24 protein-coding genes are annotated in these 17,546 nt (G+C 66.1%); 18 read left to right on the plus strand and 6 right to left on the minus strand.

Annotation, left to right across the window (positions count from 1 at the left end; all coding sequences use genetic code 11):
- Nucleotides 1–169 precede the first annotated feature (169 nt).
- Complete coding sequence (locus ROA7023_RS21470; RefSeq protein ID WP_050663599.1) at nucleotides 170–379, plus strand: DUF7220 family protein; 210 nt, start codon at nucleotides 170–172, stop codon at nucleotides 377–379.
- A 9-nt stretch (nucleotides 380–388) separates the two neighbouring features.
- Here ROA7023_RS21470 and ROA7023_RS21475 read toward each other — a convergent pair whose 3' ends face one another.
- The 4 genes from ROA7023_RS21475 to ROA7023_RS21490 form a co-directional block, all read right to left on the minus strand.
- Complete coding sequence (locus tag ROA7023_RS21475) at nucleotides 389–586, minus strand: hypothetical protein (RefSeq protein WP_050663600.1); 198 nt, start codon at nucleotides 584–586, stop codon at nucleotides 389–391.
- Nucleotides 586–1,176 (minus strand): DUF3489 domain-containing protein, encoded by a 591-nt coding sequence (locus ROA7023_RS21480; RefSeq protein ID WP_050663601.1) that lies wholly within the window; start codon nucleotides 1,174–1,176, stop codon nucleotides 586–588. The genes ROA7023_RS21475 and ROA7023_RS21480 overlap by 1 nt, the downstream gene beginning before the upstream one ends.
- A 95-nt stretch (nucleotides 1,177–1,271) precedes the next feature.
- Nucleotides 1,272–1,490, minus strand: coding sequence for a hypothetical protein (locus tag ROA7023_RS21485; RefSeq protein WP_050663602.1), 219 nt, complete (start codon nucleotides 1,488–1,490; stop codon nucleotides 1,272–1,274).
- 5 nt (nucleotides 1,491–1,495) lie between these two features.
- Complete coding sequence (locus tag ROA7023_RS21490) at nucleotides 1,496–1,768, minus strand: hypothetical protein (RefSeq protein ID WP_050663603.1); 273 nt, start codon at nucleotides 1,766–1,768, stop codon at nucleotides 1,496–1,498.
- Nucleotides 1,769–1,880: 112 nt separating this feature from the next.
- On the opposite strand from ROA7023_RS21490, the gene ROA7023_RS21495 reads away from it, so the two are divergent.
- On the plus strand, nucleotides 1,881–2,441 hold the full coding sequence (locus tag ROA7023_RS21495; protein WP_050663604.1) for a hypothetical protein: 561 nt from the start codon (nucleotides 1,881–1,883) through the stop codon (nucleotides 2,439–2,441).
- Nucleotides 2,389–4,389: a phage terminase large subunit family protein gene (locus ROA7023_RS21500; protein WP_085881035.1), complete on the plus strand. Its 2,001-nt coding sequence runs from the start codon at nucleotides 2,389–2,391 to the stop codon at nucleotides 4,387–4,389. The genes ROA7023_RS21495 and ROA7023_RS21500 overlap by 53 nt, the downstream gene beginning before the upstream one ends.
- Here ROA7023_RS21500 and ROA7023_RS21505 read toward each other — a convergent pair whose 3' ends face one another.
- A complete protein-coding gene (locus ROA7023_RS21505; RefSeq protein ID WP_085881036.1) occupies nucleotides 4,390–5,004 on the minus strand; it encodes a plasmid pRiA4b ORF-3 family protein in 615 nt (204 codons plus the stop codon).
- 47 nt (nucleotides 5,005–5,051) lie between these two features.
- On the opposite strand from ROA7023_RS21505, the gene ROA7023_RS21510 reads away from it, so the two are divergent.
- Genes ROA7023_RS21510 through ROA7023_RS21540 form a run of 8 tightly spaced genes read left to right on the plus strand, consistent with a single transcriptional unit; the run spans nucleotide 5,052 to nucleotide 10,154 of the window.
- Nucleotides 5,052–5,267: a phage head-tail joining protein gene (locus ROA7023_RS21510; protein WP_085881037.1), complete on the plus strand. Its 216-nt coding sequence runs from the start codon at nucleotides 5,052–5,054 to the stop codon at nucleotides 5,265–5,267.
- 3 nt (nucleotides 5,268–5,270) lie between these two features.
- Nucleotides 5,271–6,770 (plus strand): phage portal protein, encoded by a 1,500-nt coding sequence (locus tag ROA7023_RS21515; RefSeq protein ID WP_234992393.1) that lies wholly within the window; start codon nucleotides 5,271–5,273, stop codon nucleotides 6,768–6,770.
- Between the two features lie 4 nt (nucleotides 6,771–6,774).
- Nucleotides 6,775–6,921 (plus strand): hypothetical protein, encoded by a 147-nt coding sequence (locus tag ROA7023_RS24605; protein ID WP_159458631.1) that lies wholly within the window; start codon nucleotides 6,775–6,777, stop codon nucleotides 6,919–6,921.
- A gap of 17 nt (nucleotides 6,922–6,938) precedes the next feature.
- Nucleotides 6,939–7,811, plus strand: coding sequence for a head maturation protease, ClpP-related (locus tag ROA7023_RS21520; protein ID WP_159458632.1), 873 nt, complete (start codon nucleotides 6,939–6,941; stop codon nucleotides 7,809–7,811).
- A 4-nt stretch (nucleotides 7,812–7,815) separates the two neighbouring features.
- Nucleotides 7,816–8,181: a head decoration protein gene (locus ROA7023_RS21525; RefSeq protein WP_085881039.1), complete on the plus strand. Its 366-nt coding sequence runs from the start codon at nucleotides 7,816–7,818 to the stop codon at nucleotides 8,179–8,181.
- A 25-nt stretch (nucleotides 8,182–8,206) separates the two neighbouring features.
- Complete coding sequence (locus ROA7023_RS21530) at nucleotides 8,207–9,220, plus strand: major capsid protein (protein WP_159458633.1); 1,014 nt, start codon at nucleotides 8,207–8,209, stop codon at nucleotides 9,218–9,220.
- Nucleotides 9,220–9,531, plus strand: a complete 312-nt coding sequence (locus ROA7023_RS21535; RefSeq protein WP_085881041.1) for a head-tail joining protein — start codon at nucleotides 9,220–9,222, stop codon at nucleotides 9,529–9,531. The genes ROA7023_RS21530 and ROA7023_RS21535 overlap by 1 nt, the downstream gene beginning before the upstream one ends.
- A complete protein-coding gene (locus ROA7023_RS21540; protein ID WP_085881042.1) occupies nucleotides 9,528–10,154 on the plus strand; it encodes a DUF6441 family protein in 627 nt (208 codons plus the stop codon). The genes ROA7023_RS21535 and ROA7023_RS21540 overlap by 4 nt, the downstream gene beginning before the upstream one ends.
- A 665-nt stretch (nucleotides 10,155–10,819) precedes the next feature.
- On the opposite strand, the gene ROA7023_RS24140 is transcribed toward ROA7023_RS21540, so the two are convergent.
- A complete protein-coding gene (locus tag ROA7023_RS24140) occupies nucleotides 10,820–11,449 on the minus strand; it encodes a hypothetical protein (RefSeq protein ID WP_143535700.1) in 630 nt (209 codons plus the stop codon).
- 85 nt (nucleotides 11,450–11,534) lie between these two features.
- Between ROA7023_RS24140 and ROA7023_RS21550 the strand changes: the two genes are divergently transcribed.
- The 7 genes from ROA7023_RS21550 to ROA7023_RS21580 all read left to right on the plus strand — a co-directional run.
- Complete coding sequence (locus tag ROA7023_RS21550) at nucleotides 11,535–11,954, plus strand: acyl-CoA transferase (protein ID WP_085881044.1); 420 nt, start codon at nucleotides 11,535–11,537, stop codon at nucleotides 11,952–11,954.
- 24 nt (nucleotides 11,955–11,978) lie between these two features.
- Nucleotides 11,979–12,917, plus strand: coding sequence for a phage tail tube protein (locus ROA7023_RS21555; RefSeq protein WP_085881045.1), 939 nt, complete (start codon nucleotides 11,979–11,981; stop codon nucleotides 12,915–12,917).
- Nucleotides 12,917–13,354 carry a hypothetical protein gene (locus ROA7023_RS21560; RefSeq protein ID WP_085881046.1) on the plus strand — a complete coding sequence of 146 codons (438 nt, stop codon included), beginning with the start codon at nucleotides 12,917–12,919 and terminating at the stop codon, nucleotides 13,352–13,354. Before ROA7023_RS21555 ends, ROA7023_RS21560 begins: the two co-directional genes overlap by 1 nt.
- Before the next feature lie 83 nt (nucleotides 13,355–13,437).
- Nucleotides 13,438–13,593 carry a DUF7697 family protein gene (locus ROA7023_RS25840; RefSeq protein WP_442475993.1) on the plus strand — a complete coding sequence of 52 codons (156 nt, stop codon included), beginning with the start codon at nucleotides 13,438–13,440 and terminating at the stop codon, nucleotides 13,591–13,593.
- Entirely contained in the window at nucleotides 13,574–15,991 is a 2,418-nt protein-coding gene (locus ROA7023_RS21570; RefSeq protein ID WP_085881047.1) for a phage tail tape measure C-terminal domain-containing protein, read from the plus strand. Before ROA7023_RS25840 ends, ROA7023_RS21570 begins: the two co-directional genes overlap by 20 nt.
- 61 nt (nucleotides 15,992–16,052) lie before the next feature.
- Nucleotides 16,053–16,679, plus strand: a complete 627-nt coding sequence (locus tag ROA7023_RS21575) for a DUF2460 domain-containing protein (RefSeq protein WP_085880602.1) — start codon at nucleotides 16,053–16,055, stop codon at nucleotides 16,677–16,679.
- On the plus strand, nucleotides 16,676–17,546 hold an 871-nt coding region (locus ROA7023_RS21580), incomplete at its 3' end, for a phage/gene transfer agent baseplate hub protein (protein WP_085881048.1). The genes ROA7023_RS21575 and ROA7023_RS21580, both read left to right, overlap by 4 nt.

The raw sequence follows: 17,546 nt of genomic DNA on the forward strand, positions 1-17,546 counted from the left end.
TCCTCTGCCGCGATGGCCGCTGGCGGCCCGTTGAGCCCGGAACATTCCCGCTGGTTGATAGGATATCCGGTCGCATGGGGCTGCTGCGGGGCTACGGCAATGCGATCGTGCCGCCGCTCGCGGCGGAGTTCGTGACGGCGTTTCTGGAGAGCCTGCCGGAGGGGCTGTGATGAAGCAGAGCCGGATCATGTCGATGGTCGAGGCCGCGACGAACGTCGTCGTCGGCTACGTGCTGGCCATCGCCACGCAGATCGTCGTGTTCCCATTGTTCGGGATCGAGACCGGTCTCGCCGAGCACATGACCATCGGCCTCGCCTTCGTCGGCGTCTCGCTGGCGCGCGGCTATCTTCTGCGCCGGCTGTTCGAATTTTGGCGGTGACGCCGCGCGTCACTCTTCGGAGGCGACTTCCGAGACGTATGCACCGCCCGCATTCCACGAACCTTCATCGAGGGTCCAGACGGCGTTTTCCATGTCGGCCAGAACCTTGAAGGCGGCGACTTGCGCCGCCTCAGGGGATAGTGCTTCGACGGACACGAAGGTGCTTTCGGTGACGTCGCGGGTGATCTTGACCCTGAAGCGCGGCATCAGTCCGCGTCCTGAATGCGATAGCAGCGCCCACGACCCTCGACCTTCTCCGAGGTGATGGTCAGGCCGAGCTTCTTTTTCAGTGCGCCGGACATGGCGCCCCTAGCGGTGTGAGCCTGCCAGTCGAGTGCCGCCACGATCTCGTCGATGGTGGCTCCGCCCTCGGCGCGGAGCATCTCGATCAGCTTCGCCTGCTTCGTGCCCGCGCGCGGTGTGCGCGCCTTGGCCGCGGGGTCGCCCTCGGCGGGAGCGTCCTTCGGGGCCTCCGCGCTCGGCGCCGCGTCGGCGCCCGTGTTCGCTCTGTCGCCGCCTTCCGGCTCGATCCCGATGGCGGCGAGGCCCGCATCTGCGATGTGCAGGAGGATGGCGCGGCCGTCCGTGTCGTTGCGCCAGATGCGGTTGAGGGCGGCATCGGCCTTGGTCCGGCTGTCGGTCGTGGTCTCGGCGATCAGCCCGCGGGAGAGGAGCGCGCCGACCACCTTGGCGGCCGCGCCGCCGCGGAGCGAGCCGGGAAGCGGCAGGACGTTGCGGTCCTCGCGCTGCGCGGCGGCGCTGAGGATCACGAGCTGGGTATCGGAAAGCTTGGTCATGGGGTCGTCTCCTTGGTCGGGGCCGCGACCGTCGCGACCCTCCTACGACCCCGAGCCGCGCCTTGGCGCGGCAGGAGTTCCGGCGGGGCCGGAGGTCAGATCAGCCCGAGGTCTCGCAGGAGCGTGGCGGCGTCGGGCAGCCGATCCGTCGCCACGTCGATGGCGATGGTCATGCTGTCGGCGGTAAGGCGGGCCGAAATGTCCGCTTCCTCGCGGAGGGCGTCCCCGATCTCCTCGAGAACGGCGGGGATGCGGCTGGCATCCCAAGGCTCGTTCAGGCCGCGGATGGCGATGCGGATGGTGCTGGTTTCCATGGTGCTTACTCCGCGTGCTCGCCCTCGCCGAAGGCGCTGTCGGTGATGCGCTTGAGGAGGCTGGCGTAGTGGTCAAGGGTGCCGACCATCGCCCAGCCCACCTCGTCGGGGTGGCAGTTGAAATGGTCGTCGCTCAGCGCCTGTAGCCGGGCGAGCATCTCGTCGATCTCGGCTTTCTTGCCGATGAAGGCGTTCAGCGCGGCTTCTTTGTTGCGGCGCGCCTTCTCGGCGCGGAGCTGGTGGCGGGGCGTGGTGATTGGGTTCAGGCGCGTGGTCATCCGGTGGCTCCGTGTGCTGAGTTGCATCGTCCTTCTGGATCCAGGTTCGCTCCGGCGCAGAGGCTTATCAACTCAATAAGCACATGATTTCGAATGATAATCGGAGCGCGGCATGGAGGGTCTGAGCGAGCGCCAATACGCCGCCCGCGTCGGCCTCTCGCGCGGGGCGATCCAGAAGGCGAAGGCCGCCGGCCGCCTGGTGCTGCACGCCGATGGGAGCATCGATCCCGACGCCAGCGACGCGCGCCGGGCCGAGAGCACGGACCCGTCGAAAACCCGCAAGCCGCCCGCGCCGAAGCGCAAGCCCGTACCGGAGGCGGCTGTTTCGGCGGTGGGCGATACCCTCAAGGAACAGGGCCTGGCCGCGCCGGCCACGGGCGGCGGGACGACCTTCCTGCAGGCGAAGACGGCCAACGAGGTGCTGAAGGCGCAGGAGCGGCGCATCCGGCTGCAAAAGCTGAAAGGCGAGCTGATCGACCGCGCCCGCGCGCTGGCGCTGGTGTTCCGGCTGGCGCGGCAGGAGCGCGATGTCTGGGTCAACTGGCCCGCCCGGGTGGCCGCACTGATGGCGGCCGATGTGGGCGTGGAACCGGCCGCGATGCAGAAGGCTCTGGAGAAACATGTCCGATCCCAGCTCGACGACCTCGCCGAGATCCAGCCCGATCTCCGCTGAGGACGCGGACGCGCAGGCCTTCGACGGGGCGCAGGACATCCTGCGTGCCTGGGGCGCAGGGCTGCGGCCCGACCCGGACCTGACGGTATCCGAATGGGCCGACCGGCACCGCAAGCTGTCGTCGCGCGCCTCGGCCGAGCCCGGGCAGTATCGCACGGTGCGCACGCCTTACATGGGCGAGATCATGGACCGGCTGAGCCCCGGCGATCCCACGCAGCGGGTGGTGTTCATGAAGGCCGCGCAGGTCGGCGCGACAGAGGCCGGGAACAACTGGATCGGGTTCGCCATCCACCAGGCGCCGGGCCCGATGCTTGCGGTCCAGCCGACGGTGGAACTGGCCAAGCGCAACTCGCGCCAGCGGATCGACCCGCTGATCGAGGAAAGCCCGGAGCTGCGGGAGCGAATCAAGCCGGCGCGCTCGCGCGATGCGGGCAACACCATGCTGTCGAAGGAGTTCGCGGGCGGCATCCTGATCATGACCGGGGCGAACTCGGCGGTGGGGCTGCGGTCCACGCCGGCGCGCTATATCTTTCTCGACGAGGTCGACGCGTATCCGGCCTCGGCCGACGAGGAAGGCGATCCGGTGACGCTGGCCGAGGCGCGCTCGCTGACCTTTGCCCACCGGCGCAAGGTGTTCCTCGTCTCGACGCCGACGATCCGGGGGCTCTCCCGAATCGAGCGGGAGCTCGAGGCGTCCGACCAGCGCCGCTTCTTCGTGCCATGCCCGCATTGCGACGCAATGCAGTGGCTGAAGTTCGACCGGCTGCGCTGGGAGAAGGGGCGGCCGGAGACGGCGGAGTATCTCTGCGAGGGCTGCGACGGGGCCATCGCGGAGCACCACAAGACGGCGATGCTGGAAGCGGGCGAATGGCGCGCGACCGCCGAGCCGGAGGACCCCGGCACCGTCGGCTATCACCTCTCGGCGCTCTACTCGCCGGTGGGCTGGCTCGGCTGGGACCGGATCGCGCGCGCCTGGGAGGCGGCCCGAGGCTCGGACGAGGCGATCAAGGCGTTCCGCAACACGATCCTCGGCGAGACATGGGTCGAGAGCGGCGAGGCGCCCGACTGGCAACGGCTGGCGGATCGCCGCGAGGCATGGAAACCGGGCACCGTGCCGGCGGGCGGCCTGTTCCTGACCGCCGGCGCCGACGTGCAGAAGGACCGCATCGAGGTCGATGTCTGGGCCTGGGGCCGCGGGCTGGAAAGCTGGCTCGTCGATCATGTCGTCATCGAGGGCGGGCCCGGCGATCCGGCCTGCTGGCAGCAGCTCACGGATCTGCTGGGGCGCACATGGACGTATGCCTCCGGCGAGCATCTGGCGATCGCGCGTCTTGCGATCGACACGGGCTACGAGACCAGCGCGGTCTATGGCTGGGCGCGGCAGGTCGGCTTCGCGCAGGTGGCACCCGTGAAGGGGCTCGACGGGTTCAATCGGTCGAGCCCGGTGACAGGCCCCACCTATGTTGACGCGACCGTCGCGGGCAAGCGCCTGCGCCGCGGCGCGCGGCTGTGGAGCGTGGCGACCTCGACCTTCAAGGCCGAGACCTACCGCTTTCTGCGCCAGGACCGACCGGCGGAGGAAGAGATCGCCGCCGGTGCACCGTTTCCGCCCGGAACGGTGCATTTGCCGTCCTGGGCGGACAGCGAATGGCTGAAGCAGCTGGCCGCCGAGCAGCTGGTCACGGTGAAGGGCAAGCGCGGCTTCACGAAGCTCGAATGGCAGAAGCTTCGGGAGCGCAACGAGGCGCTGGACTGCCGGGTCTACGCCAGGGCCGCCGCGTGGATCGCCGGGGCCGACCGGTGGTCTGAGGCCCGCTGGGCCGATCTGGAGACGCAACTCGGCATCGAACAGCGGAGCGATCCTAATGGGGTGACGGGCTCCGAACCGCCCGCTGGCAAGCGGAGCACGCTGCGGCGGCGGACCGTCCGCTCGAGTTACATGGAGTGATCAGTGGGCCTTCTTTTCCCCGCGACTACGATGGCCGGCACGCACCCTGCGCCGGAACTCGGCGAGCATGGCCAGGTCGAACTCGATCTCCCGGCGGTCGATGTCCTCAGGGTCAAAGGCGCCTCCGACCCATTCCAGCAAGAACGCATGTTCGGGATGTTTCGGGTCGGCGATCGCATCGAGGAAGTTCATGAACCCGGGCAGACCGCCCACATCTTCGGGCGGTGCGCGGCGTCCGCCCTCGACGAACACCGGATAATCTTTGTCTGGATCACCGTCGCGGACGTGCTCCACACGGATGCTGTGCCGCCAGTCGTCACCGAAATCGTAGACATAGGTGAATTGGTCGATTCCCCGATCCATCACCTGATTCAGCCGGGTTCCCTTGGCCTTGTAGACCCGGCCGGACGCGCTCTCCAATCCGGGGAGCGGGTCGCCATAGGCGCGGTCGCCCACGCGAAACTCGTAGAGATGCGCATGGTCCCACCGCATCACGGCCTGAAGGATGTCGTGCAATGTCGACAGGGTGATCGCAGCCGCCACGTCAACCCGCCGCCAGATACGCGGGGTGATGTCCTCGAGTTCGATCATCAGACGGGCGACGGGCTCCGACATGGGTCCTCCGGGCGGCAGCTTTGTCCCAACCATAGAAGGCGCGCGTGATGCCGACAATTACCGACCTGCGCAGCCGCCGCGACGCGCTCTCGGCGCAGCGCTCCTCCGGCGTGGCGCGGGTCAGCTATGACGGCAAGACCGTCGAGTATCGCAGCGTGGTCGAGATCGACCGCGCCATCGAGGCGCTGGACCGCGAGATCGCCGCGGCCGAGGGCCGGCGGATCGTGCGGCAGCTGCGTGTGACGTCGACGAAGGGGCTGTGATCCATGGGGCTGTTCGACCGGTTCCGCCGCCAGCCCGCCGGCGGCCCTGCGGGCATGCGTGCGCGCCTCGAAGGGGCGATGTCCCGGCGCCGGTTGCGCGGCTGGAACCCGCCGCTGGAGAACGTCAACGCGCTCGTCGCCTCGGGCGGCCCAAAGCTGCTGGCGCGGGCGCGCGAACTGGTGGTCACCAACGGCTATGCCGCCAATGCCTGCGAGGCCTTCGCCGCCAATCTCGTCGGCGACGGCATCAAGCCGTCTTCGCTGATCGACGACGCGGAGCTTCGGGACCAGGTCCAGCGGCTCTGGCTCGCCTGGACCGACGAGGCGGACGCGGACGGGCTGACGGACTTTTACGGCCTTCAGGCCATGGTCGCGCGAGAGATGTTCGTCGCGGGCGAGTGTTTCGTCAGGTTCCGCCCGCGTCGTGCTGAGGACGGGCTGCTGGTCCCGCTGCAACTGCAATTGCTGCAGTCGGAGATGCTGCCCTTTGAGAAGACGGAAACGGCGGCGAACGGCAATCGCATCCGCTGCGGGATCGAATTCGATGCCATCGGACGGCGTGTGGCCTATCACTTCCGCCGGCGGCATCCGGGCGACAGCACCGATCAGGGGGCCGTGATCCCGGAAACGGTGCGCGTGCCCGCCAACGACGTGCTGCACATCTACCGCGCCCTGGACGCTGGCCAGATCCGGGGCCTGCCGCATGTGGCCCCGGCGATGGTGCGGCTGTTCCTGCTGGACCAGTACGACGATGCGGAACTGGACCGGAAAAAGACGGCGGCGATGTTCGCTGGGTTCATCACCAAGACCGCGCCGGAAGAGCCGATGATGGGCGAGGCGGAGGCAGATCTCGACGGCGCCGCCATCGCGAGCCTAGAGCCGGGCACGATGCAGGTGCTGCTGCCGGGCGAGGACGTCAAGTTCTCGAGCCCCGCCGATGTTGGGGGCGGCTACGAGGCGTTCCAGTATCGCACGTTGCTCGCGGTCTCGGCCTCGCTGGGGCTGCCGTATCACCTGGTCACCGGGGATGTGCGCCAGGCGAACTATTCGAGCCTCCGTGCAGAGCTGGTCGAGTTCCGCCGCCGCATCGGCCAGCTGCAACACGGGGTGATCGCGCACCAGTTGTGCCGTCCGATCTGGCGGCGCTGGCTTGAGACAGCCGCATTGTCGGGGGCGCTGGATATCGGAGACCCCACCGGCGCGCGGCCGGTGCAATGGATCCCGCCACGCTGGGACTGGGTCGATCCGCTGAAGGACATCCAGGCTCAGGTGCTGGCCATGGAGGCGGGGATCACCTCGCGGCGCAAGGTGGTCGAAGCCACCGGCTACGACGTCGAGGAAGTGGATCGAGAGAATGCGGCGGATGCCAGGCGCGTCGCCGATCTCGGCCTAACCTACCGCACCAGTCCCGGCGAGACACAGGGCGCGCGGGCCACGCCATCGCGCCGGCCAGAGCCGGGTGACGCGGGCAAAGACGGCGGTGACGACACCGAACAGGAGTAAGTCCATGAACAATTGGTATGCGATCCGCGCCCGAGTGTCGGGAACGGAAGTGTCGATATATGACGAGATCGGCGCCTATGGGGTCTCGGCGAAAGGGTTCCTTGCCGACCTCGGCGCACTGCCCGACGCATCGCGATCGATCTGCGGCTGAACAGCCCGGGCGGGTCGGTGTTCGATGCGGTGGCGATCTACAATGCGCTGAAGCGGCACGCGGGCACGGTCACGGTCTGGATCGACGGCATTGCGGCGTCGGCCGCGTCCTATATCGCGATGGCGGGTGACGAGATCGTCATGCCCGAGAATGCCTTCCTGATGATCCACGATCCATCTGGCATGGTGATGGGCACGGCGGGCGACATGCGCGACATGGCCGGGACGCTCGACAAGATCGCGGGCAGCATGCTGCGCGGCTACGCGGTCCGCAGCGGCAGGTCCGAGGAGGAGATAGCGCCGCTGATGGCCGCTGAGACCTGGTTCGATGCTGCCGAAGCATTGGACGCGGGTCTGGCCACACGTCTTGCGGAGCCGGTGCGGATCGCCGCGAGCTTCGATATCGCACGCTTCCGCAATGCGCCGTCGGCACTGGTCCAGGCTGTCCAAGCGGTCGACACGCCCGCAGCGGCTGACATCGTTGGCGACGGCAACGATGTTGCGCCGGGCGCAGATCCCGCGCTGCCGGCCGAGTTGACCGAGCCAGATGCGGATCCCGCGCCGCCCGATCCGGACGCGCCGCGCGAGCCGGACACGCCGGATGGCACTGTTGCAGCCGCCAACACTGCTCCGGACCCAGCGGCGATCCGTGCCGAAGCCATCGACCATGCCCGGGCGGTCATCGATCTCTGCCGCCTCGCGGGTCAGCCGCAGATGGCAGGCCGGTTTCTGGAAGAAGATGCCAGCCTTGATCAGGTGCGCGCGAAGCTTCTGGCCGCCAAGGCTGAGGCCGAGCCGCAGATCACCTCCCATCACCCGCAACCGGGCCGGACCACGACGGCGCGCCCCTGGAGCGAGATTGTCGCCCGCACCTTCAAGTTGAAAGGATAATTCCGTGACCACGCTCACCGAGACCACGCATCCCGGAGGCTTTCTCGTCTGGGAGGCGTTCCGCGACTACACCCGCGAAACCGTCACCGTCGCCTCTGGAACCATCGATCCTGGCACCGTGCTGGGCAAGATCACCGCCTCGGGCAAATACGCGGCTCATGATCCCGCGGCCGTCGACGGCACGGAAACCGCCGTCGCGGTGCTTTGGGGCAAGGCCGACGCCTCGGGCGGGGAGGTCGTCGCTGTTGCGCTGATCCGCGGCCCCGCCGTCGTCAATCGCCACGATCTCGTCTTTGCGGGGACGCCGACCGAGGGCGAGATCACCGCTGCCCATGCGGCGCTGCTGGCGGTCGGCATTCTCGTCCGCTGATCAAACCCTCAAAGGAGGCATTCCCATGACCACCATGGATATCTTCGAAGGCGATGCCTTCACCATCATTGAGCTTACCCGCGCGCTGGAAAACATCCCCTTCAAGCCAGCGATCCTATCGGGCGCGGCTCTGTTCTCGCCGCGCGGCGTGCGCTCGCGCACCGTCGTGATCGAGAGCCGGGACGGCACGCTGTCTCTGATCCCGTTCTCTGAACGCGGCTCGGCGGCCGAGCAGCAGGTGCCAGAGCGTCGCGACATGCGCGCCTTCGTGTGCCGCCAGTTCAAGAAGCAGGACGTGCTCTGGGCCTCTGAAATTCAGGGCATTCGCGACTTCGGCTCGGAAAGTGCGACCCAGCAAGTGCAAAGCGAGGTCGCCCGAAAGCTTGGCCGTTTGCGCCAGGATGCGGAGGCGACGTTCGAATATCACCTGCTGAACGGCATTCAGGGGATCGTGAAAGACCCCAAGGACAGCGCCACGGTGATCAACTACTTCACCGAGTTCGCCATCACGCCCGCCACCGAGATCGACTTCGATCTCGACAACGCGACCCCGGGCTCAGGCGCGCTGCGTAAACGCTGCCAGGCGCTGATCGAAAGCGTCGAAGACAGCATGGGCGGGCTCGCGGCCGGGGCCGTGCAGGTCCGCGCTGAATGTGGCTCGGCCTTCTTCGCCGATCTCATTGCCCACAAGGAGGTGCGCGAGACCTATCTCAACACCGCCGCTGCCGCCGATTTGCGCGGCCGAGTTGCTGACGAGGTCAGCTTTGGCGGTATTACCTTCCGCCGCTACCGGGGTGGGGCGGGCTTTGGCGTGCCGACCGACAAGGCGTTCTTCTACCCCGAAGGGGTGGAAGGCCTCTTCGAGATCTACCATGCCCCTGCGGACACGTTCGAAACGGTCAATACTCTGGGCCTGCCGCTCTACGCCCGTACAATCCCGGATAGGGACCGTGACGAATGGGTGCGGCTCGAGATCGAGAGCAATCCACTGCCGATCTGCACTCGCCCACAAGTGCTGCGTAGCGCCCGGCGTACGTGATGTCTGCCTTCGACGCCGCCGTCGACTTGCTGTTCGCCGACCCGAACATCGGGCGAGAGGCGATCTACACCTCCGACGGCGGCGCGCCCATGCTGTTGCGCGTCGTCTCGCGGCAGGCTGATGCGATCACCGACTTTGGCGATGGCCGTCTTTGGTCGGAAACGACCCGAGTAGACCTGCGCGTCGTGGAGGTTCCAGCCCCGCGGCCTGGCGACCGCATCGAGATCGACGGCGAGGCGTTCCTCATTCAGGGCGAGCCCGTTCGTGACCGGGAACGATTGGTCTGGACCGTCGATCTGAGGCCCGCGTGAGACTAAAGCTCGACATAGATCCCGACATCGTGGCCATGATGGCAGCCGAGGTCGCGGCGGGCGAACGTGCGGTGACAGCCGCTATGCGCGAGGCCGGGACCGGGCTCAAGACTGCCTGGCGCATGCAGATCACTGGCGCGGGACTGGGGCGAAGGCTCGCCAACTCGATCCGCAACCAGAACTTTCCGCGGTCGGGCGAAAGCCTCGATGCCGCCGCGCTGGTCTGGTCCAAGGCCCCGGTGATCGTCGGTGCGCACGACACTGGCCCATTGATCCGCTCGAAAGATGGGTTCTGGCTGGCGATCCCGCTGCCAGCGGCTGGCAAGTCACTGCGCGGCGGCAGGATCACTCCCGGTGAATGGGAACGACGACGCGGTTTGCGCCTGCGGTTTGTTTATCGCCACACAGGTCCAAGCCTGCTGGTGGCGGAAGGGCGGCTTAACACCAAGGGCCAAGCAGTGGTGTCGCGCTCGAAGACCGGACGCGGCAAGGTCACTGCGCCGATCTTCCTGCTGGTGCCGCAGGTGAAACTGCCGAAGCGGCTGGACCTCGCGCGGGACGCTGAGCGGGCGCTCGACAGCGTGCCGGGGCTGATCGTGGCAAACTGGGTGGAGGGGAGGTAAATTGCTTAATCATCAGACACTAAAGGGCAACTGCTAATGGTAGCGTCATTTAGGAAAGTTCGCTTTCCGATAACGTCGACAATCTCGTTGGGCCCGCAATTGCAGAAATAAACTTGTTCGAACGGGGCGTCTTCTCGTTGAAGGCAAACTGGTGGCGAAAGTGTGGGACCCAACGCCATCTGTATGACTGACTCTGACCCGATGCTCTGGGGCTGAGTGGCTGTGATGCAACCATCAAACTGGCGTGCGAACTCTTGCAAACGTTCTGCCACTGTCGATCTCGGTGCTTCAAACCCTTCGCAGTAAACAATGAATGGATTGCCGGGTTGGGTCCATTCTACGATGTACCCTTCTTCGCGGACAGACGTGATTTGGTCTAGCAAGTACGCATGTCCAGGCGCATTGTTCTGATCAAAAGCGTCTCTAACGCGGTTTTCCTGAGCCGCCCAAAAGATACCGCCTCCAAGAAATACCCCCACAACAAGATATGCCGCCGCCTTAACCCCTTCTTTCAGGGTGTCTTTGACAAGATCATCTCTGACGTCACTGATAATATTTCTAATCCATGAGGCGGCACTGGATCGGCTCGAAGCCCCCTTTCGGGGCTCAACGGAACCTTCATCTCCTTCTGGCTTGGGTTGGTCTTCGCTATCTGACACTTGTCGCTACCTAGAGAAGGGGATGAACAGGTATTCTACCAATGAGCTATCCGATCTCTCATTTCTGATAGCGAGCTTTGGCTGGGAAATGTCCGTGAAAAAAACAGAGCCGCCTAGGAATTCGTTTAATTGCTCAATGCTATCGGGAGTTGCCAACGCACAGCGCACATCAAATCGATCTAGGTCAATTCCAACCTCTTCGCTCGAAACGAACTCACCAAAAAACTGACTTCGAACCAAGTCGAAGCACTGCGCGATGGAGCTAATGAATTCGTCGGTCTGCAAGTCTGGATCAGCTTGGTCACTCGGGCTGGCCGCTGCTAGAAGTAATGGGACCGTTGAGGCGAGCTCGATTGGATCAAACCCACCCCCAATACTGAAATTCGCGCTTCGTAGGCGCTGAGCTGCCTCTGCCAACTCGTCGGCTGGCGGGCTTCCAGCAGGAACACCTTCGATAGAAAACCGGCACTCTCTATCATCTACATCCTCAGTGATCGATAGGGTCAGGGCGCCTGGCCAACCAATCCGCGCTTGCTCGGATATCGGTTCATCGCAGATCGCCGTGTCCGCTAGAACGGAGCCAGCAAGTCCGACGATCGATCCGATCGCGACAAAAATGACTTTCGGAAACTTCATTTCAAGACCCCGCCAAACCCAGATATCCCATCTTAGCCTGTTTTTGCTTCTTCGTCAGCATTCAAGGCAAAGCTGCGAGTCATACATGACCACCCCCCGCGAAACCATCCTCACCGCGCTGCATGCGCGGCTCTCGGTACTGCCCGCCACCGCCCTGCGCGGCGAGGTGCTTCCCGAACGCGTCCCGTCCGACGGCCTGCTGATCCTCCGCGACGGCGAACCGGGGGAGCCCGAGGTGACGCTGTCGCCGCTCACCTACCACTATCAGCACCGTGCCGAGATCGAGGCGGTCGTGCAGGGGACCGACCGTGACGCCGTCTTCGACACGCTGACCGCCAGTTTTGGGGCAGCAATTGCAGCCGACCGCACGCTGGGCGGCATTTGCGACTGGGTCGAAGCGGAAGCGCCACGTCCGGTCGATCTGCCAGTCGAGGGCGCGGCCAGCCTGAAGGCGGCCATCATTCCGGTTGTGCTGCATTATTCAACGGCCGATCCGCTCGGCTGATCCCGACAACCCGAGGAGAACACGATGGCACGAGCCCAAGGGGCGCGGGCGCAGATGGCGCTTGCGTTCGAGACGACCTATGGAACGCCGCCTGTGGGTGGCTTCACGAAAATGCCCTTCGCCAGCACCTCGCTGGGCGCGGAGCAACCGCTGCTGAACTCCGAACTGCTAGGCTATGGCCGCGACCCGCTGGCACCGATTAAGGACGCGGTGACGGCGGATGGCGCTGTTGTCGTGCCACTGGACGCAGAAGCCTTCGGGTTCTGGCTGAGGGCGGGTTTTGGCGATCCGACCACGACCGGAACCGGCCCCTGGACTCATGAATTTCAGTCGGGGTCCTGGACCTTGCCCAGCATGTCTATCGAAACCGGCATGCCCGAGGTGCCACGCTATGCGATGTATTCCGGCTGCGTGCTCGACCAGATCAATTGGCAGATGCAGCGTTCAGGGCTGCTGACCGCGACGGCGCGGCTGGTGGCGCAGGGCGAGACCGTGGGCACAACGACCAGCGCAGGCACGCCTGCCGCTCTCGAATTGCAGCGCTTCGGCCATTTCAACGGCGCGATCACCCGCAATGGCTCGGCCCTCGGCAATGTCGTCTCGGCGGACATCACCTACGCCAACAATCTCGACCGGATCGAAACCATCCGCTCGGACGGCCGCATCGACGGGGCAGACCCGTCCATTGCGGCTCTGACCGGCTCCATCGAGGTCCGTTTCGCCGATCAGACGCTGGTGACACAGGCGATCAATGGCGATCCCTGCGAGCTTGAGTTTGCCTATGTGCTGCCCTCTGGCGAAAGCTTCACCTTCACCGTGCACGCCGTCTATCTGCCACGCCCCCGCATCGAGATTTCTGGGCCGCAGGGCGTGCAGGCCACTTTCGACTGGCAGGCCGCACGCGACAGCACGGTCGGCCGGATGTGCACCGCCACCCTGATCAACGACATCGAGGTATACTGATGCTGACTCTCGATCTTACGAATACGCCGCGCTGGCATGATCTCGTGCCAGGTGTGCGGGCGGAGCTGCGCCCACTGACCACGGCCCTGATGGTTGCGACGCGCAGCGATCCAGCCGTCGAGGCGGTCCCCGAGACCGCGTCCGACGAAGAACGCGCCGTCGCCTTTGCCAAAGCGCTGGCACGACGGGCAGTTCTCACTTGGGAGGGCATCGGCGACGCAGACGGCAATCCCATCGACCCCAGTCCAGACGCCGTCGACGCGCTTCTCGACGTCTGGCCGATCTTCGAGGCCTTCCAGCTGAGCTACGTTTCCAAAGGTCTGCTGCTGGAACAGGAAAAAAACGTCTCCGCGTCCTTGCCGAGTGGTCCTTCGGCGGGGGCGACCGATACTGCCAAGCCTGCCAAACGGCGTGCAAAGACTGCCCGGACCGGCTGAACCGGCCGCTGACTTACGAGGGTTGGCAGGTCTGGGACCTGGTCGACCGTCTCGGCGGCCAACTGCGAGTTCTGCCGGGCGCGGTGATCGGCTGGGACCTTACCGCGGCGCTCGCCCTCAGTGACGCACTCGGCGTGCCGCCTGCCGCAGCAGCTGAACTGCTGCCTGTCATAGAAGCGGTGATGGTCACCAAACTCAACGAACAGATGGATCACTCGCATGGCGGAAAAACGGGTTAGCGTCCGACTTGCCGCAGTCGGCGGCCGACAGGTGCGTGCCGAACTGGAAGGTGTCGGCGAGGCTGGAGCGCGCGGTTTCGGGCGGCTTAGCCGCGAGATGGAAGCGGCCAACACCCGGCTGGCGGCATTCTCGCGACGCGTGCAGATCGCGGCTGCTGCTGCGGTTGCCGCCGCTGCGGCTGCTGGCGTGGCCATGGTCCGCTCGGGGCTTCAAACGGTGGATGCGCAGGCGAAGCTGGCGCAATCGCTTGGCACGACGGTCGCTTCGATCCAGACCCTCGAGCGTGCTGGCGAGCTGGCGGGCGTCTCCATATCGGGCATCGAACAGGCGACAAAGGATCTGACGCGCCGCCTCAGTCAGGCGGCCGCCGGGACCGGACCCGCGGCGGATGCGCTTGATCGGCTGGGGCTCTCCGCGACCGACTTGATTGCCCTGCCGCTCGACCAGCGGGTTGGTGCCATCAACGCGGCCATCGAGGAATTTGTGCCCGCCGCCGAACGCGCGGCCGTCGCCGGTCAGCTTTTCGGCGAGGAAGGCTCCATCGCCATGTCGCGGATCGACACCGCGACGCTGCGCCAGGCGACCGAGGACGTGCTTGCCTTCGGGGTGGTCGTCTCCGAGCAGGATGCCGACCAGATCGAGCGGACCAATGACGCGATCTCCCGGCTTGGCCTGATCTGGCGTGGCCTGTCGAACCAGCTGGCGGTCGCTGCGGCACCCGCGTTGGAAGCGGTCGCGAATGCCATGGCGGCCGTGGCCAGCCGCACCGGGCCGCTCGGCATCGCGATCCGGGGCCTCTTCGACAACATCGGACGATTGACCACCTATGCCGCCACGTTTGTGGCTTTTCTTGCGGGGCGTTGGGTCGCCGGGATGGCCGTGGCGGCCTTGTCGGTGCGCGGTCTCGCCACGGCGCTGGTCCTGTTGCGCGGGGCGCTGATCCGCACCGGCATCGGGGCACTGATCGTTGGTGCGGGCGAGCTCGTCTATCAGTTCACGCGGCTTGTGTCGGGCGCGGGCGGATTTGGTGAGGCATTGTCGCTCCTGAAGGACCTCGCCGTTGAGGTCTGGGACCGCATCAAGATGGGGGCTGCGGCGGCGGGCGCTGCCGCCACGGCGATGTTCTTCGATCTGAAGGCCGATGCCGCCTCCGGCATGCAGAGCGCCATCGAGAGCGTTGTGGGCTTCGGCAACACCGCCGCGAACACGTTTGAGGGGGCCTATGAGGCGATTAAGGCGATCTGGGGACTGCTCCCGGCCGCCATCGGCGATCTGGCGTTCCAAGCGGCCAACAGCCTGATCGACGGTGTCGAGGCAATGCTGAATGGCGTCGTCTCGCGCATCAACTCATTCATTGGCGGGATCAATCAGGGGCTGGAAGCGCTTGGATCCGAGCGGCGTATCTCGATCATCCCCGATCTCGAACTGGGCCAGATCGAAAACCGTTTTGAGGGTGCCGCGACGGCTGCAACCACCGCCGCACAATACGCTTTCGAACGGGCGTTCGAGAACAACCCGCTCACAGTTCCCGATCTGGGGCTGACCCAGGCGACCAATACTGCACTGGCCACGGCCAACACCTATCGAGGGGCGGCTCGCGATCTGGCCGAAGGCGCGCGTGCGCCCCTCGCCAGCTGGCAGGCCCTGCGTGACGCGGTGCAGGGCAGTAATGAGGGTGGCGCAGACGCGCTGACCGAGGCGACTGGCGCGGCTGAGCGTTTGGAGACAGCCCTTGGCGATGCCGGACGTGCGGCCACGGGTACAGGCGCTGCGGCCGGGGCTGCTGCCGCTGCCGCCGAACCCGACACCGAAGCCGCCGTCACCGGCTGGCAGGCGGTCACCGCAGCGCTCAGCGACTATGCCAGCAAGGCCCGGGATATCGGCGGTGATATCGGCCAGGCGCTGGTTGGCGCGTTTCAGTCGGCTGAGAATGCCGTCGGCGAGTTCGTCAAGACCGGCAAGCTGGACTTCCGCGGTCTGGTCACCTCGCTGTTGGCCGATCTCGCCAAGCTGGCGGCGCGGCGGTTCATCCTCGGGCCGATCGCCAATGCGCTCTCCGGCGCGCTCGGCGGTGCGGGCGGGATCTTCGCGAACATCTTGCATGCAGGTGGTATGGTCGGAGCGACTGGACCCTCGCGGATGGTCCCGGCGATGGCCTTCGCGGCCGCACCTCGCATGCATTCCGGCGGCGTTGCCGGTCTCCGCCACGATGAAGTCCCGGCAATCCTGCAACGCGGAGAGCGGGTGCTGTCGCGGCGTGAGGCACAGAGCTACGGCGCGAGCGGCGGGGTGAACGTCACCATCATGGCCCGCGACGCCGAGAGCTTCCGGCAATCCAGGACGCAGGTCGCGGCTGACATCGCCCGCGCCGTGTCGCTCGGGCGGAGGGGGATGTGAGTGGGACCCCGCAAGTAGGAACCGGTTGCGGGGGCCAGAGCACGAACCATGGAGAGACTTGATGGCGTTTCATGAGGTCCGGTTTCCCGACAATATCAGCCGGGGCGCGCGGGGTGGGCCGGAGCGCCGAACGCAGATCGTCGAACTGGCCTCCAGCGACGAGGAGCGCAACGCCAGCTGGGCAAATTCCCGACGGCGCTATGATGTCGCTTACGGCATTCGCCGCGCTGATGATCTGGCGGCTGTCGTTGCCTTCTTTGAGGCGCGCAATGGTCGGCTGCATGGGTTTCGCTTCAAGGACTGGGGTGACCACAAGTCCTGCCTTCCCTCGGGAACGCCAGCACCGAACGATCAGGCGATTGGCACCGGCGACGGCGCGACGACCGCCTTCCAGCTGGTCAAGCGCTACACCTCAGGCGCGCAATCCTGGACGCGCGCCATCGCCAAGCCAGTGGACGGAGTCGTGCGCATCGCGCTCGGTGGGGTCGAGCAGCTTTCAGGCTGGTCGGTCGACACCACGACGGGCCTCGTCACCTTCAACACCGCACCCGGGGCGGGCGTCTCCATCACCGCAGGTTTCGAGTTCGACGTGCCGGTCCGCTTCGACACCGATGCGCTCGACGTGACGCTCGACCTCGAGCGGCTTGGCTCGATCACAACCATCCCACTTCTGGAACTTCGCCGATGAAAAACATCACCCCCGACCTTCAGGCCCATCTCGACGAGGGCACGACGACACTCGCCTGGTGCTGGCGCATCACGCGGGCCGATGGCGTCACCTTCGGCTTCACCGATCACGACCGGACGCTCAGCTTCGACGGCACCGACTTCGAGCCCGAGAGCGGGCTCACGGCGTCCGAGGTGCGCTCCGGCTCGGACCTGTCCGTCGACGCGCAGGATGCCGAGGGTGTGCTGACCTCAGACCGGATCACCGAGACCGACATCCTCGACGGTCGCTGGGACAACGCCGAGGTCGAGGTCTGGCGGGTGAACTGGGCGGATACCGGACAGCGCGTGCTGCTGCGCCGGGGCGCCATCGGCCAGATCCGGCGTGGGCGGCTGGCCTTCGTCGCCGAAGTCCGCTCGCTCGCGCATGTCCTTGGCCAGACGGTCGGGCGGACCTTCCAGGCGACTTGTGACGCTGCGCTCGGGGACGCGCGCTGTGGCGTCGATCTCGAGGATCCGACCTACAAGGGCACCGGCGCGGTGATCGATCTGCTGCGAGACAGGGCCTTCACCGCCTCGGGACTCGGCGGGTTCGAGGCCGCTTGGTTCACCTTCGGCACCGTCGAATGGACCAGCGGCGCGAATGCCGGGCGCAAAGCCGAGGTGCTCGGCCACGACGCGACGGACGGCGTGGCGATCCTGACCCTGCTCGAGGCGCCGGTTCGCGCGCTCGCCGAGGGCGACGCGTTCACCATCCGAGCGGGCTGCGACAAGCGCATCGAGACCTGCGGAGCGAAGTTCGCCAATACCGCCAACTTCCGCGGCTTCCCGCACATCCCGGGCCAGGACACGATCCTGCGCTACGCGACCAACGACGGCGGCCACGACG

Source organism: Roseisalinus antarcticus (assembly GCF_900172355.1).
GTDB classification, from domain to species: Bacteria; Pseudomonadota; Alphaproteobacteria; order Rhodobacterales; family Rhodobacteraceae; genus Oceanicola; species Oceanicola antarcticus_A.